The organism is Candidatus Palauibacter irciniicola, from assembly GCF_965208695.1.
Taxonomy (GTDB): Bacteria; Gemmatimonadota; Gemmatimonadetes; order Palauibacterales; family Palauibacteraceae; genus Palauibacter; species Palauibacter irciniicola.
The window spans coordinates 1,963,420-1,977,370 of record NZ_OZ242352.1 but is presented as its reverse complement, the minus strand read 5'-3'; the positions used below and the strand labels follow the sequence as shown (position 1 = coordinate 1,977,370).

The following is a 13,951-nucleotide window of genomic DNA, read 5'->3' as shown; positions in this document are numbered from 1 at the left end:
ACCGTGCAAGACGTCAACTGGCTCGCCATCCTGGTCGCCGGAGTCGTTCCGATGGTCGTCGGCTTCCTGTGGTACGGCCCGATCTTCGGCAAGCGGTGGCTCTCGCTCATGGAGACCACCGCGGAGGAGATCCAGAAGGACTTCAACCCGGTGAAGACGCACGGGGTGAGCTTCGTCCTCTCGCTCGTCACCGCCTACATCCTGGCGCAGCTCATCGCCGTGATGGGCGGCTCCGGCGCCATGATCGGGGTCCACGTCGGGCTGCTGGTCACGGTCGGCTTCGTCCTCAACGTCGGACACCAGGGCGTGGCCTACGAGAACCGCAAGCCCGGGATCTTCTTCCTCAGCCTCGGCTACAACGCCGTCGCCCTCATCGGGCAGGCGGTCGTGATCGCCGTCTGGCCCTGACCCGGGACGGATCTACGTCGGGTCGTCCCCGGACGCCCCGGACGATCTGGATGACTTTCGGGGTTTGAGGAAGAAGCGGTAGATGAGATAGCCGGCGACGCCGAGCACGAGGACGGTCGGGATCCAGCCCAGGAAATTGAAGATCGTGCCCGCGACGACGGCGGCCGCGATCCCCTCGATGCGGCCGACGATCCGGTGTCGCCGGCGGGCCTTGTCCAGTTCCTGCCGGGAGTAGCGTTCCGGCAGGAGATCCGGGTCCATGTCCTTCATCGGGGCATCCCTCATCAGGCATCCGTCCGGTCCGGCGCTGGAAGACCTACGATGGCGGGCCGCGGACCGTTTCCGCCACCGCCGCCACCGAGCCCTCTCCCGCGTGCGGGGGATTCGGTAGGTTCAGGCCGTTCGACATTCCAACGGAGATTTCGAAATGCGCGTTTCGACACCACGCTCCCCGGGCCCCCGAGTGCAGTCCGCCGGTCTCCTCTCCGCCGGTCTCCTGCTCGTCCTGTCCGCGGCTCCCGGTCCGTCGCAGGCGGCGGCTCAGTCGGCCATGCCACCGGACGGCGGGTTCGCGGACGCCCAGCGGACGGATGGGGCGATGCCCGTCATCCTCCCGCTGCGCGAGCGGGCCGCCGTCATCGACCGCTGGCTGGAAGGCCGGCTCGAGACGGTCGCGCCCGAGATCATGCGGCGCGAGGGCGTCGACCTCTGGATCGTCGCGGCCCGCGAATACAACGAGGATCCGGTCATCGAGACGATGCTGCCCTCCACGTACATGGCGGCCCGCCGGCGCACCGTCCTCATCCTCCACGACCGGGGACCGGGGCAGCCGCTGGAACGGCTCGCGGTGGCCCGGTACGACATCGGTCCCTTCCCGCGCGCGTGGGACCCGGACAGCGAACCGGACCAGTGGGGGCGGGTGGCGGAGGTCATCGCCGAGCGCGACCCGCAGCGCATCGCCGTGAACCGCTCGTCGACCTTCGCGCTCGCGGACGGGCTCACCGGCACGGAGTACGACGCGCTGATGGCCGCGCTCCCGGCGAAGTACCGCGAGCGGGTGGCCGGCACCGAGCGCCTCGCGATCGGCTGGCTGGAGGCGCGGACGCCCGAGGAGATGGAGGTCTATCCCCAGATCGTGCGGATCGCGCACCGGATCATCGCCGAAGGCTTCAGCGCGAAGGTGATTCAGCCCGGCGTGACGACGACCGAGGATGTCGTGTGGTGGTACCGGGAACGGATCCTCGAACTCAAGCTCGCGACCTGGTTTCAGCCCAGCGTCTCCGTGCAGCGCCATGAGAAGGCCGGCGGCGCGAGAGAAGGGGAGGGGGACTTCTCCGCGCCTCCCGACGAGAACGTGATCCGCCCGGGCGACCTGCTGCACGTGGACTTCGGGATCAAGTACCTGCGCCTGAACACCGACACGCAGCAGCATGCCTACGTGCTGAGGCCGGGAGAGGACGCCGCCCCCGCGGGCCTCGTCCACGCGTTCGCCGTCGGGAACCGCCTCCAGGACATCCTCACGGAGAACTTCGCGGCGGGACGTTCGGGGAACGAGATCCTCGCGGGCGCGCTCGCGCAGGCGAAGGCCGAGGGAATCGACGCGACGATCTACACGCACCCCATCGGCTTCCACGGCCACGGCGCCGGGCCCACGATCGGTCTCTGGGACAACCAGGGCGGCGTGCCGGGGCGCGGCGACTATCCGCTCTTCCCCAACACGGCGCACTCGATCGAACTCAACGCGGCCGTCCCGGTCCCGGAATGGGGCGGACAGACGGTGCGCATCATGCTCGAGGAGGATGCGTTCTTCGACGGCGAGCGCACGTGGTACATCGACGGCCGCCAGGTCGATTTCTGGCTCATCCCGCGATGATCCGAAGACTCGCGACGGGGGCGATCCTGGCGCTCGGCGCCCTGGCCGCGGCGACCGGCGACGAACTCGCCGCGCAGATGCCGGACGCGTGGGTCCTCGTCGGACAGGACGCCGACGACTACCGCCTCCGGCTCGACCCCGAGGTGGCCCATTCCGGGGCTTCGAGCATGCGGCTCGAGGCCCGGGGCAACCGGCGCCGCAGCCAGTGGGCCGCGAGCGTGCAGCTCGTCGACGCCACCTCCTACCGCGGCAAGCGGATGCGCCTCCGCGGACACCTCCGGTCCGACGACGTGGATTCCGGCGGCCTCTGGGTGCGGGTGGACGGCATCCTCGAAGGGAAGTACGCCATGCTCGCCCTGGACAACAGCGAGGACCGGCGCGTCGAGGGAACGCAGGATTGGGAAACGCGCGAGATCGTGGTGGACATCCCGCCGGAAGGCGTTACGATCCTCATCGGGGCGATGCTCACGGGCGATGGAGAACTGTGGGTGGACGACCTCTCCTTCGAGGCCGTCGCCGAAGATGTGCCGCTCACGACGGAGCCGGAGGTCGTCATTACGGACCAGCCGTACGCTCGCCCGCCCGGCGTCTTCCCCACACCCACGAACCTGGATTTTGAACGGGAGATGAAGAGCGCGATGGAGAACCTGGAGTCGAACCGATGAGGCGCGCCGCGCTGGGGGCGCTGGCCCTTGCGGCCTTCGCGGCCGGGTGCGGCGGGGGTGAACGCGAGGGAGCGGCCGGGGACGCCGCGCGGACCCCTGAGCCGGCCGAGCGCGCGCCCGCCTCGTACCGTCCTCTCCCCGCGCTCGAGGTGACGCACCTGGACGGCCGGCCGGCGGACCTCGACCAGTTCCGCGGCCGGGTGGTCGTCCTGAACCTGTGGGCGACGTGGTGCATCCCCTGCCGCGACGAGATGCCCGAGTTGCAGCAGATGCACGCGAAGTACGCGGCGGATCCCCTCGAGGTGGTCGGGATCTCCATCGATGAAGGCGACGTGGCGCTCGTCGAGGGATTCCTGGAGGAGTTCGACATCACCTATCCGAACTTCCTCGGCGATGGTCCCGGACTCACGCAGGCGCTCGACCTCTACCCCGGCGTGCCGCACACGCTGCTCGTGGACGCGGAGGGCCTGATTCGGGGGTACTGGGGCGGCCGCTTCCATCCCTTCGAACCGGCAACGACGGCGCTCGTCGAGAGGGTCCTCTCGGAAGCCCAGTAACCCGCCATGGTGAAGGCGCCCCCGCGTGAGACCGGCGAACGACCCGGATGACAGCGCGTTGACGAGCCCGGCCATCCTTGAGATCCGCTCGCTCAGTCACGGGGACTGGGAGGCGGTGCGAACGATCTACGAGGAGGGGATCGCGACGGGGGACGCCACCTTCGAGACGGAAGCGCCCGGCTGGGAGTCGTGGGACGCGAACCATCTCGACGGCTGTCGGCTCGTGGCCGAGCGGGAGGGGCGGGTCGTCGGGTGGGCGGCCCTGGCTCCCGTCTCGGGACGCTGCGTGTACGGCGGCGTGGCGGAGGTGAGCGTCTACGTCGACGCGGCCGCGCGCGGGGGCGGAATCGGCCTCAGGCTCCTGAACGCGCTCGTCGAATCCTCCGAGCGGGCCGGGCTCTGGACCCTGCAGGCGGGAATCTTCCCGGAGAACGTCGCAAGTCTCCGCATCCACGAGCGGGCCGGCTTCCGCCACGTGGGGCGGCGCGAGCGGCTGGGGAGGCTGGACGGGCGGTGGCGGGACGTGCTTCTGCTCGAACGGCGCAGCCCTCTGGTGGGGACCGAAACCGGCTGAGGTCGGTGCGCCCCTTGACGTTTGACGTCCGGCAGGCGATCATTGCGCGCGTTCGGACGGCCCCGCGACGCCGGGTACGGCCGAACTGAGAAGGCAGGATCGCAGGATCGGGGGGGCCTCTCAACAACGGGTCGCCCCTTTTTCTTTGGTTTTCTGCGTGGCGGATGCCACGACCCTGGCGCGGGGGAGACCGCGTCGAACAGGTCAGCGGTCGGCAGCTACGGGTTTCCCGAACTCCGACATGACTAACGAAGGAGTAGGAAATGCGTACGAGAGGTACCGTGAAGTGGTTCAACGACCAGAAGGGCTTCGGGTTCATTACCCCGGAAGAGGGCGGTAAGGACTGCTTCGTACACCACACGGCGATTCAGGCGGATGGTTTTCGCACTCTGAAGGAGGGCGAGGCCGTCGAGTTCGACGTTACGGACGGGACGAAGGGCCCGGCCGCGGAGAACGTGACCCGCGTCGCGTGATTTGCCGACCGCCACCAGGCGAACGGTGACTCAAGAGGGGCCGCCCGGCGACGGGCGGCCCCTTTTTTTCAGCTTATTCGAAGGCGGCTCAGCGTGATCGGGGCGTTGATGCCTCCGATGGTGACGGTGACCGGCCCGCTCTGCGCATCAAGCACGCCTTCAGCTTCGCTGCAGACGATCTGACCTGTGATCCAGATCCCGTTGTCCCCCGCGGTTCCTTCAATCGTGCAGTCCGAAACGAGATCACCGCCGCGAGCCTCCGGGAGGTGGGCCGACCAGCGGAGGAGCACGTCGGGATGGCGATGATCGCCACTCGATATCGGACCCGTTACGGCAAATCCGATGCTGACCGGCATGCTGTAGTTGCCGGTCACGACCCCGGGGGGCTGCTCGCGCAGCTCGAGCGTGAGCCGGCCTGACGGGAGTACGGCGTTCCAGGTACCCGTAATCGATGGTTGGTCCGGATCCACCTGAGTGACGCCATCGCTGTCGTCACCGCACGCGGCCAGACCGAGAAGCACGATGCCGATACACCAGCGTCGACGGGCAATCTCGTACACGGCGTTTCTCCTTTCGCGCATTCGGGCGGTATCAGCGGTCTCAGGGACCGGATTCCGGTCGGTAGACCTGCTGCAGCGTTATCGGTGTTGCGGTCCCCGAGTCCTGGCCCGTTAGAGTTCCGCTCATGGTTCGGCCGCTTATCCGACCCTCGAACCGTCGTGGTTCAGCCCGCTGGCCCTCTGGCCACTCATACGGTCGTTCCAGCGTGAACGAGATATCCGGGTGATCGAACAAACCGAGACTGACGGTGCCCAACGATTCGAACTCCCCGTTCACCATGTCCATCCAATCCCCTGCAAGTCGCTGGGTTTGGGCTTCATAGGCCTCATGTTCCAGACGCACGAAGAAGCCCGAGGTGGGGTCCTCGGCCACGCTCAGCCATAGTCCGGCGGCGCTCGGCGGCGGTATCTCCGGTTCTACCGGCGTCTCCGATCCGCAACCCGCCAGCAACGCACCAATCAGGACAACGTGCCGGAGTTTCATCGGTTCTTTCCCCTCGTCCTCGGTTGGGAACGCTGGATCTCCAACCAAAGACTGGGCGTGCCGGCGTCGGGTCACATCCGGCGATCGGGTGGCGCTGTTCCGATACCGCCGTTTCCGGCTATGATCCGCAGGGTCCGTTGCCGATGCCACCTCATCCATGCCCCAGCCACGGAGAGTGTCAGATGACCGCCCCGCACCGCCGTAGCCGAATCTCCGGTCCGCTGTTCGCCGCCACCGTCCTCCTTGCGGTCGCCGTGCCGGCGGTTGCGCAGGCGGGGGCCGAGTCCGGCCCGCTTCGCATGGAGGACATCTTCGAGGTCGAGATCGCGGGCGACCCGCAGATCTCGCCCGACGGCCGCTGGGTCGTCTACGTCCGCCAGCGCGCCGACATCATGACGGACGGCCGCTTCTCGAACCTCTGGATCGTGGGGTCGGACGGGTCGGGCCATCGACCGCTCACTTCGGGCGACTTCTCGGATAGTTCGCCGCGCTGGTCTCCCGACGGGTCGCGGCTCGCCTTCATCTCGAACCGCAGCGGGAACGCGCAGATTCACGTTCGCTGGATGGACTCCGGGGAGACGTCGGCGATCACGAGCGTGACCGAGCCGCCCCGGTCCTTCGAGTGGTCGCCGGACGGGACGCAGATCGCGTTCGGGAAGCTGGTGCCGAAGCCGGCACCGACGATCGGCGGCATGCCGACGCCGCCGGAGGGCGCCGAGTGGGCCGAGCCCGCGCAGGTCGTCGAGCGGCTGGTGTATCGCTTCGACCAGTTGGGCGATCTTCCGCATGGGTTCGTGCACGTGTTCGTCGTGCCGGCGGAAGGCGGTACGGCCCGCCAGATCACCAGCGGCGACAACCACTGGGCCGGGAACGGGATCGGCGGAACCCACTTTGCGTGGACGCCGGACGGAGGCTCCCTCGTCATGTCACGCGACCCCAGGGGCGGGGACACGGAGAGCGTCTTCGTAGCGGACACGGAGGTGTTCGAGGTCTCCGTCGCCGACGGCACGACCACGCAGCTCACGGATCGCCGGGGCCCGGATGACGGGCCGATCGTCTCACCGGATGGCCGCCACATCGCCTACTTCGGGATGGACGACCGCTTCCAGGGCTACCAGCTCACGCGGCTCTACGTGATGAACCGGGATGGGAGCGATCCGCGTTCGCTTTCCGGCGGACTCGACCGCGAGGTCTACGGGGCCACTTGGGCGCCCGATGGGTCGGGGCTGTACGCGCTCTACGACGACGAGGGGATGACGAAGCTCGCCCTCTTCCGCCTCGACGACGACGGGAGCGGCCACCGGGTGCTGACCGACAACGTCGGCGGGGTCGCCCGCGCCTATGCCGGAGCGACGTACTCCGTGGCCGACGACGGCAGCTTCGCGATGAACTACACGACGCCCGCCGTGATCTCCGAAGTCGCAACAGGTCGCCCCGGAAGCGATGTCCGCGTGCTCACGGGGATCAACGACGACCTGATGGCCAAGCGGGAGATCGGGGAGGTCGAGGAGATCTGGTACGAGTCCTCGCACGACGGACGCCCCATCCACGGCTGGATCATCAAGCCGCCCGGCTTCGACCCTTCGCGCGAGTACCCGCTCATCCTCGAGATCCACGGCGGCCCGTTCTCGAACTACGGCGCGCGCTTCGACCTCGAGAAGCAGCTCATGGCGGCGCAGGGCTACGTCGTCCTGTACACGAACCCGCGCGGCAGCACGAGCTACGGCGAGGAGTTCGGGAACCTGATCCACCACGCCTACCCCGGGGACGACTTCTACGACCTCATGTCCGGCGTCGACGCGGTCATCGACGAAGGGTACGTGGATGAGGAGCAGCTGTACGTCGTGGGCGGGAGCGGAGGCGGCGTCCTCACGGCCTGGCTCGTGGGCCGGACGGACCGCTTCCGCGCCGCGGTGTCGTGGTATCCCGTCATCAACTGGTACAGCTTCGTGCTCACGGCCGACATGGCCGCCTACGGCGTCAACTACTGGTTCCCGGGACTCCCCTGGGACCACGCGGAGCACTACGAGTCGCGCTCGCTCCTGAGCGTGGTCGAGAACGTGACGACGCCGACGCGGATCGTGACGGGCGAGGAGGACTGGCGCACGCCGATGTCCGAATCCGAGCAGTACTTCAAGGCGCTCAAGCTGCTCGGAGTGGAGACATCGCTGGTGCGCTTCCCGGGCGAGCCGCACGGCATCCGCCGCCGCCCGAGCCACCACATCGGAAAGATGCTGTCGACCCTGGAGTGGTTCCGCCGCTACGCCGCGACAACGTCCTGATCAAACGCGGGCGGCGTATGGGCCGTCGGAGGTTTCTGGAACTCTCGCTCCTCGGCTCGAGCCTGTCGCTGCTGCCCAGGCCGCGTGATGGGTCGGCCCAGACCCTGGCGGCCCGACGCGTCATTGTGGTGGGCGCCGGCATGTCCGGGCTGGCGGCCGCCCGCGCTCTGGCCGATGCGGGTGCCGACGTCATCGTCCTCGAAGCGAAGGACCGGCCGGGCGGCCGGATTCACACGGACTTCAGTCTGGGGGCCCCGTTCGAATACGGGGCGGGCTGGGTGCACGGCCCGAGCGACGACAACCCGATCATGGGGCTGGTCGAGGCGGTGAACGGACGGACGTTCGTCACGGACGACGAGAGCCTGGCGGTATTTGACCATTCCGGCATGCGCCTGCCCGAATCTCGAGTCGATGCCATCGACAGAGGGTGGAAAGACGCGCTCGAACGAGCCAGAGGTGCCGCGCGCCCCGGGGATGGCATGAGTCTGCACGATGCGATCCGTGGGGCGGTGCCCGGGGCGCTCGAAGATCCGGGTCTCGTATGGGCGCTGTCGGCCTATACAGAATTCTCGAAGGGAGGGGCGATCGAAGACCTCTCCGCCACCCTGCACGACGCGGATGAGGCGTTTCCGGGAGCGGACGTCGTCCTCACGACGGGGTACGACACCATCCTCGGACCATTGGCCGCGGATCTGGACATTCGGCTTGATACGGCGGTGGAGTCGATCACATATGGCGAGCGAGGTGTGACCGTAGTCGCCGGTGAACGCGAATGGACCGGCGACTACATCGTGTGTTCGACCCCGCTGGGTGCGTTGAAGGCGGGACGGATCCGCTTCGAGCCTCCGCTGCCGTCCAGGTACCTGAAGGCCATCGAGTCACTCGGCTTTGGGAGTGTCACCAAGATTGCCTTGAAGTTCGATGCGCCGTTCTGGGATACGGGTATCCAGTATTTTGGTGTGGTGACGAAGGAAAAGGGCCGGTGGTGCTATTGGGTGAACTATCGGACGTTCAGCACCGAGAACATCCTTCTCGGGTTGTCGCTGGGCGACTATGCCCTGGTGGCCGACCGGATGTCGGACGCCGAGATGCGCGAAGAGGCCCTCCGAGTGCTGCGCACTGTCTGGGGCGCCGACGTCGGTACGCCCGCGGAGGTGCGGACCACGCATTGGTCGACAGACCCCACTACCCTCGGGGCCTATACCTACCCGCGTCCCGGGACCGCCAAGGCCGATTTCGATCTGCTCTCCGAGCCCGTCGACGATTGCCTGTTTCTGGTCGGTGAACACACGCTGTTCGATTTCGCGGGCACCACGCACGGGGCGCTCATGAGCGGTCGGCGGGCGGCCCGGCGCATCATCAACCTGGCGCGGTCGCGTAGCTGGTGAGGGCGTCCCCTGCGACGCCCGCGGAACGGACACAGGATTAGGGCTGGACACGAAGATCCGCCCATCGTACTCTGCGATTGTTGAATATCATATCTCTGGAGTACGATATGCAACAATTTATACCAAGGCCGCAGCTCCACAGCGCGATCCGCCGAGGGCTGTCCGAGGCTCCGGTGGTCGCTCTTCTGGGCGCACGCCAAGTCGGAAAAACGACGCTTGCCGAGCAGGTCGTGTCCGCCTGGGACGGTCGATCCATCATCTTCGACCTGGAAGCGCGAGGCGAGAGGGCGGCCCTCTCCGCGACACCCGAGAGGGTGCTCCGCGGCGCCGATGGGCTCGTCGTTATCGACGAGATCCAGCGCATGCCCGAGCTCTTTGAGGTCCTGCGCCCGATCTGCGACGCCCGCGACCGCAAGGCCGTGTTCCTCGTATTGGGCAGCGCTTCGCTGGACCTGATCGAAGGCGTGTCCGAGACCCTGGCCGGTCGGGTCCTGTTCGTGGACGTGGGAGGCCTCTCCATCGCGGAAGCGGGGCCCGAAAACCAGGACCGGTTGTGGCTGCGGGGCGGGTTTCCGCGCGCCTATCTCGCCGCGTCAAGCGGAGCTTGGTCCCGGTGGATGGAATCGTTCACGCGCACGTTCCTGGAACGGGACATTCCGGGGCTACGTTCGAGAGTCGCCCCCGCGGCCGTGGGCCGCTTCTGGAGGATGCTGGCACACTACCACGGACAGACGTGGAACGCGGCCGAACTGGGGCGCTCGATGGACGTGAGCGTGACCGCCGTACGGAACTACCGCGACCTGCTGTCCGGTTCGTTCATGATCCGCCAGCTCCCGCCGTGGTTCGAGAATCTGGGCAAGCGGCTCGTGAAATCGCCGAAGGTCTTCATTCGCGACAGCGGCATCCTGCATTCCCTGCTCGGGATCGAGGAAATGACGGAGTTGGCCGTGAATCCCCGGTACGGAGCCAGTTGGGAGGGGTTCGCCCTCGAGCAGACGCTCCTCGAGCACGGAGAGCGCGAGGCCTACTTCTACGGAACCCAGCGGGGGGCGGAACTGGACCTCCTGCTCCTGCGGCGCGGACGGCGCTGGGGTTTCGAGTTCAAGTGCACGGAGGCGCCCCGGACCACGAAGTCGATGCACGTCGTGATCCGGGATCTGAACCTCGAGCGTCTATGGATCGTCTATCCGGGGGATGTCGAGTACCCACTGACCGACACCATCACCGCCCTGCCGCTGAAGCGAATCGCGGATATCTCGCTGCGTTAGCGGGCGACCTGGAAGGGGACGGTTGCGACCTGGTCGTCCCACCAGATCGTGAACACGCCGCCCTCCTGCGTCATGTCCATGAACGAGATCGTGAGCTGGTCGGCCGACATCATGATCGCGTCCACGTCCATGCTCGTGCGCAGCACGTCGCGGTCGGGCGTGTAGCCGTAGGCCCCCCAGAGCGCGTCCGGGTTCTCCTCGCGGAAGCTGTCCTTCGCGCCCCAGGTCGAGAAGATCAGCGTCCACTCGGACTCGGTGAGTTCCGCGAACACGCTGTACTCGCCGGCCGGAAGGCGCTCTCCGCCGAACATGAGGTCCGTCTCGGTCATGAAGCGGGTGGACTGATCCGCCCCGACGCGCCACAGCGGCGCCCCGCGCAGGAACTGCTGGCCGTACTCATCGCCCGAGCCGAACAGGTCGCGGCCGCGCAGGATGGGGCGGCCGTACGTCACGACGACCCAGGAGCCGCCCTCGTAGCCGCCGTCCGCGTTGAACGAGCCGCCGACCTGGGTGGCGGCCTCTCCGCGCGGGCTCATGCGCCGGTCCTGGGCCTCCGCGGCCGTGGCGAAGGCAAGGGCGAAGCCGAGGGCGATCGCCAGGCAGGGGATGGCGCGGAACATCTTCTTCATTCGTACCTCCAAGCAGGTTCAAGCGCGGCATCGCCGGCCGGCGATGCGCGAACAAATCTCAACAGCGACGGGCATCCTACGGTGGCGCGCGCGAACCCGAAAGCGGGGCGCGTCGCCGCGGCACGCGGGCTCCGATACAATATCGACCCATGAAAAGAACACGGCCCGCGAGAGGAACGCTTCGGTTCATCGTTGCGGCGGGCGGCCTGGTCGCGGCGGCGGCGTGCGGAGGCCGGACGCCGGAGGCGGGGGAGACCGGAGGGGCGGTCGCCGACGAGGCGGTGCGCGCGGAGATCGAACGCGTCACGCGGCGCTGGGAAGCCGCGCTGATCGCGGGAGCGCCGGACGACGCCGTCGCCGACGTCTTCACGCCGGACGCGGTGCGGCTGCCGTCCGGAGAGCCGGCGGTCCGGGGGCACGAAGCCATCGCTCGCGCGCTGGCCGGTTCCGTGCCGCTGCGCGAGGCCCGGTTCACGATCGAGGACATCGAGGTGGACGGGGACCTGGCGTTCGCGAACGGGACGTACCGGGTGCGCGGCCCCGACGATGTCGAACTCGGCGGCAAGTTTCTCGAGGTGTGGAAGCGGCTCGAAACCGGGTGGCGTATCCACCGCGTGATGTGGGACTGACGAAAGACGGGAAAGACATGAAGAACTTCGGGGATGGGAGAAGGGCGGCGTCCACGGACGCCGTGCACGCGGGCGAACAGGAGCCGAGGCCCGAGGGGGCCGTCGTCACGCCGATCTACCAGACGGCGAACTACGAGCTTCGGGGCGAGGACTACCACGACATCGGGTACATCCGGCTCAGCACGACCCCGAACCACCGCGTGCTCGGGGAGCGCATCGCGGCGCTCGAGGCGACGGAAGCGGCCCTCGTCCTCGGCAGCGGGATGGCGGCGATCTCCGGGTCGCTGCTCACGCTGCTGTCCGCCGGCGACCACGTGCTCGTGCAGGACACGCTGTACGGCGGCACGGCCGCCTTCCTGCAGCAGGACCTGCCGCGGTTCCGCATCGGGCACACCGTGATCGACCCCCAGGACCCGTCGGGTTGGGCGGCCTCGCTGACGCCGACGACGCGCGCCATGTACGTCGAGACGCTCACGAATCCGCTCGTGCAGGTCGCGGATCTGGAGGCCGTCGTGGCGTTCGCGCGCGAGCACGGGCTCGTGACGCTGATCGACAACACGTTCGCGAGCCCGATCAACTTCAGGCCGGCGGAAATCGGCTTCGATCTCGTGCTGGAGAGCTGCACGAAGTACATGAACGGCCACAGCGACATCGTGGCCGGGAGCGTGGCCGGGCCGGCGGACCTCGTGCGCCGCGTGAAGGTGATGCAGGACCATCTCGGCGGCTCCCTCGACCCGCACGCGGCGTTCCTGCTCGAGCGCGGGCTGAAGACGCTGAGCGTGCGCGTCCGCGAGCAGAACGCGTCGGCGGGCCGGCTCGCCGCGCGGCTCGAAGCGCACCCGGCCGTGTCCGTCGTGCACTATCCGGGGCTGGCGAGCCACGCGCAGCATGAGCGGGCCGCGCGCCTGTTCGACGGCTTCGGCGGGATGATGTCGTTCGAACTCGAGGGCGGCGTCGACGCGGCCGAGGCCTTCATTGCGGCGCTCGAGATCCCGATGGTCGCGGCCAGTCTCGGGGGTCCGGAGTCGCTGGTGGTGCGCCCCGCCGCCGCCGTCCACGCGGGCATGTCCGCCGAGGAGCGGGCGAAGGCGGGCATCCGGGACGCCCTCATCCGCTTCTCCACCGGGCTGGAGGCGACGGAGGATCTCGCGGCCGACCTCGATCGGGCGCTGGCGAGCCTGCCGCGGGCGGTCGCGGGCCTCACCGCGTGAAACCTCCCGGCCTGCCGGAGATCGAGGCGGCGCGGGACCGGGTCTACGCGGCGGCTCTCCGCTCGCCGCTCATCCGCCTCGGCGTCGACGGGGGGCCCGAGATCTGGCTCAAGCTCGAAAACCTTCAGCCGATCGGCTCGTTCAAGATCCGGGGGGCGGCGAACGCGATCGGCCTGATTCCGCCCGCGGAGCTGGCGGCGGGGGTATGGACGGCGAGCGCGGGGAACATGGCGCAGGGCGTCGCCTGGAACGCGCGGCGTCTCGGCGTCCCGTGCTCGGTCGTCGTCCCGGAGACGGCGCCGGGGCTCAAGCTGGACGCGATCGCCCGGCTCGGCGCGACGGCCGTCAAGACTTCCGTCGCCTCGTGGTTCGAGGTGTTCCGCACGCAGCGCTTCGACGGAATGGACGGACGGTTCGTCCACGCCTTCATGGACCGCGACGTGATGGCGGGGAACGGCACCATCGCGCTCGAACTGGTCGAGGACCTCCCCGACGTGGACGCGGTGATCGTCCCCTTCGGCGGCGGCGGGCTCGCCTGCGGCATCGCGGCCGGCATGCGGGCCGTCGCGCCGCACGTGCCCGTCCTCGCATCCGAGGTCGTGGGGCAGGCCCCGCTCGCCGAGTCGCTGCGCGCGGGACGGGCCGTCTCGGTCTCCTATACGCCCTCGTTCGTCGATGGCATCGGGGGGCCGCACGTGGAACCCGCGATGTGGGAACTGGCGCGGGATCTTCTCGCCGGCTCCGTCGAGATCACGCTCGCGGACACCGCGGCGGCGATCCGATTGCTCGCCACCCGCAACCGCGTCGTGGCCGAAGGGGCGGGCGCCTCCTCCGTCGCGGCCGCCCTGTCGGGCGCCGTGGAGGGGGACAAGATTGCCTGCATCGTGTCCGGAGGAAATCTGGATCCGTCCACCCTGGCCACCATCCTGGCGGGCGACGTGCCATGAGCG

16 protein-coding genes are annotated in these 13,951 nt (G+C 68.5%); 12 read left to right on the top strand and 4 right to left on the bottom strand.

Features of this window, described 5'->3' with window-relative positions; all coding sequences use genetic code 11:
• Nucleotides 1-3 precede the first annotated feature (3 nt).
• On the top strand, nucleotides 4-408 hold the full coding sequence (locus tag ACOGI9_RS08565) for a DUF1761 domain-containing protein (protein ID WP_419856728.1): 405 nt from the start codon (nucleotides 4-6) through the stop codon (nucleotides 406-408).
• Nucleotides 409-420: 12 nt separating this feature from the next.
• Here the strand turns inward: ACOGI9_RS08565 and ACOGI9_RS08560 are convergent, their stop codons facing one another.
• On the bottom strand, nucleotides 421-693 hold the full coding sequence (locus tag ACOGI9_RS08560) for a hypothetical protein (protein ID WP_419856727.1): 273 nt from the start codon (nucleotides 691-693) through the stop codon (nucleotides 421-423).
• 265 nt (nucleotides 694-958) lie between these two features.
• On the opposite strand from ACOGI9_RS08560, the gene ACOGI9_RS08555 reads away from it, so the two are divergent.
• The 5 genes from ACOGI9_RS08555 (at nucleotide 959) to ACOGI9_RS08535 (ending at nucleotide 4,550) form a co-directional block, all read left to right on the top strand.
• A complete protein-coding gene (locus ACOGI9_RS08555) occupies nucleotides 959-2,281 on the top strand; it encodes a M24 family metallopeptidase (protein WP_419859261.1) in 1,323 nt (440 codons plus the stop codon).
• Nucleotides 2,278-2,946 carry a hypothetical protein gene (locus tag ACOGI9_RS08550; RefSeq protein WP_419856726.1) on the top strand — a complete coding sequence of 223 codons (669 nt, stop codon included), beginning with the start codon at nucleotides 2,278-2,280 and terminating at the stop codon, nucleotides 2,944-2,946. Before ACOGI9_RS08555 ends, ACOGI9_RS08550 begins: the two co-directional genes overlap by 4 nt.
• On the top strand, nucleotides 2,943-3,503 hold the full coding sequence (locus tag ACOGI9_RS08545) for a TlpA disulfide reductase family protein (RefSeq protein ID WP_419856725.1): 561 nt from the start codon (nucleotides 2,943-2,945) through the stop codon (nucleotides 3,501-3,503). Before ACOGI9_RS08550 ends, ACOGI9_RS08545 begins: the two co-directional genes overlap by 4 nt.
• A 25-nt stretch (nucleotides 3,504-3,528) precedes the next feature.
• On the top strand, nucleotides 3,529-4,077 hold the full coding sequence (locus tag ACOGI9_RS08540) for an N-acetyltransferase family protein (protein WP_419856724.1): 549 nt from the start codon (nucleotides 3,529-3,531) through the stop codon (nucleotides 4,075-4,077).
• 263 nt (nucleotides 4,078-4,340) lie between these two features.
• The gene (locus ACOGI9_RS08535; protein WP_310757173.1) at nucleotides 4,341-4,550 is read left to right on the top strand and encodes a cold shock domain-containing protein; all 210 of its coding nucleotides are present in this window, start codon (nucleotides 4,341-4,343) and stop codon (nucleotides 4,548-4,550) included.
• Nucleotides 4,551-4,618: 68 nt separating this feature from the next.
• Here the strand turns inward: ACOGI9_RS08535 and ACOGI9_RS08530 are convergent, their stop codons facing one another.
• Both ACOGI9_RS08530 and ACOGI9_RS08525 read right to left on the bottom strand, forming a co-directional pair.
• Nucleotides 4,619-5,110 carry a hypothetical protein gene (locus ACOGI9_RS08530; protein WP_419856723.1) on the bottom strand — a complete coding sequence of 164 codons (492 nt, stop codon included), beginning with the start codon at nucleotides 5,108-5,110 and terminating at the stop codon, nucleotides 4,619-4,621.
• Between the two features lie 40 nt (nucleotides 5,111-5,150).
• Nucleotides 5,151-5,594 carry a hypothetical protein gene (locus tag ACOGI9_RS08525; RefSeq protein ID WP_419856722.1) on the bottom strand — a complete coding sequence of 148 codons (444 nt, stop codon included), beginning with the start codon at nucleotides 5,592-5,594 and terminating at the stop codon, nucleotides 5,151-5,153.
• 182 nt (nucleotides 5,595-5,776) lie between these two features.
• Here ACOGI9_RS08525 and ACOGI9_RS08520 point away from each other — a divergent pair, with 182 nt between their 5' ends.
• From ACOGI9_RS08520 to ACOGI9_RS08510, 3 genes are all read left to right on the top strand, one after another.
• Nucleotides 5,777-7,876, top strand: a complete 2,100-nt coding sequence (locus ACOGI9_RS08520; RefSeq protein WP_419856721.1) for a prolyl oligopeptidase family serine peptidase — start codon at nucleotides 5,777-5,779, stop codon at nucleotides 7,874-7,876.
• On the top strand, nucleotides 7,843-9,264 hold the full coding sequence (locus ACOGI9_RS08515; RefSeq protein WP_419856720.1) for a flavin monoamine oxidase family protein: 1,422 nt from the start codon (nucleotides 7,843-7,845) through the stop codon (nucleotides 9,262-9,264). Before ACOGI9_RS08520 ends, ACOGI9_RS08515 begins: the two co-directional genes overlap by 34 nt.
• A 173-nt stretch (nucleotides 9,265-9,437) precedes the next feature.
• Nucleotides 9,438-10,532 (top strand): ATP-binding protein, encoded by a 1,095-nt coding sequence (locus ACOGI9_RS08510; protein WP_419856719.1) that lies wholly within the window; start codon nucleotides 9,438-9,440, stop codon nucleotides 10,530-10,532.
• Here ACOGI9_RS08510 and ACOGI9_RS08505 read toward each other — a convergent pair.
• Complete coding sequence (locus ACOGI9_RS08505; RefSeq protein ID WP_419856718.1) at nucleotides 10,529-11,161, bottom strand: DUF2911 domain-containing protein; 633 nt, start codon at nucleotides 11,159-11,161, stop codon at nucleotides 10,529-10,531. The two genes, ACOGI9_RS08510 and ACOGI9_RS08505, sit on opposite strands and share 4 nt — an antisense overlap.
• A 149-nt stretch (nucleotides 11,162-11,310) precedes the next feature.
• Between ACOGI9_RS08505 and ACOGI9_RS08500 the strand changes: the two genes are divergently transcribed.
• Genes ACOGI9_RS08500 through ACOGI9_RS08490 form a run of 3 tightly spaced genes read left to right on the top strand, consistent with a single transcriptional unit; the run spans nucleotide 11,311 to nucleotide 13,948 of the window.
• The gene (locus tag ACOGI9_RS08500) at nucleotides 11,311-11,790 is read left to right on the top strand and encodes a YybH family protein (protein ID WP_419856717.1); all 480 of its coding nucleotides are present in this window, start codon (nucleotides 11,311-11,313) and stop codon (nucleotides 11,788-11,790) included.
• Between the two features lie 17 nt (nucleotides 11,791-11,807).
• A complete protein-coding gene (locus tag ACOGI9_RS08495; protein WP_419856716.1) occupies nucleotides 11,808-13,001 on the top strand; it encodes a trans-sulfuration enzyme family protein in 1,194 nt (397 codons plus the stop codon).
• The gene (locus tag ACOGI9_RS08490) at nucleotides 12,998-13,948 is read left to right on the top strand and encodes a threonine ammonia-lyase (RefSeq protein ID WP_419856715.1); all 951 of its coding nucleotides are present in this window, start codon (nucleotides 12,998-13,000) and stop codon (nucleotides 13,946-13,948) included. Before ACOGI9_RS08495 ends, ACOGI9_RS08490 begins: the two co-directional genes overlap by 4 nt.
• Nucleotides 13,949-13,951: the final 3 nt, after the last annotated feature.